The sequence below is a fragment of the Flavobacterium sp. FlaQc-28 genome (assembly GCF_044007415.1).
Lineage (GTDB): Bacteria > Bacteroidota > Bacteroidia > Flavobacteriales > Flavobacteriaceae > Flavobacterium.
This window is the reverse complement of record NZ_JBIPCM010000043.1, coordinates 1-227: the sequence shown is the minus strand read 5'-3', so window position 1 is coordinate 227 and position 227 is coordinate 1. Positions and strand designations below refer to the sequence as shown.

Sequence of the window (227 nt, the reverse complement as noted above, 5' to 3'; positions counted from 1 at the left end):
TTACACCGTGGCGGCTACAGCTCCATGTACTGTTGATGCTGTTTCGACAGTTTCAGTAACAGAGCAGGCGCAGCCAAATGCAGGAACAAACGGAACATTGACGATTTGTTCAGGCAGCACTGTAACATCAGGATCATTATTTGCAGCATTAGGCGGAAGCCCAGATGCAGGAGGAACTTGGTCTCCAGCTTTCGCAGGAGCAGGAACGTATACTTATACTGTGGCGG

The 227-nt window shown here is 49.8% G+C and carries 1 protein-coding gene; it reads left to right on the top strand.

Annotated elements, in window-relative coordinates:
* Nucleotides 1–227: hypothetical protein (locus ACHRVL_RS23110; RefSeq protein WP_395415608.1), on the top strand; the 227-nt coding region annotated here is incomplete at both ends.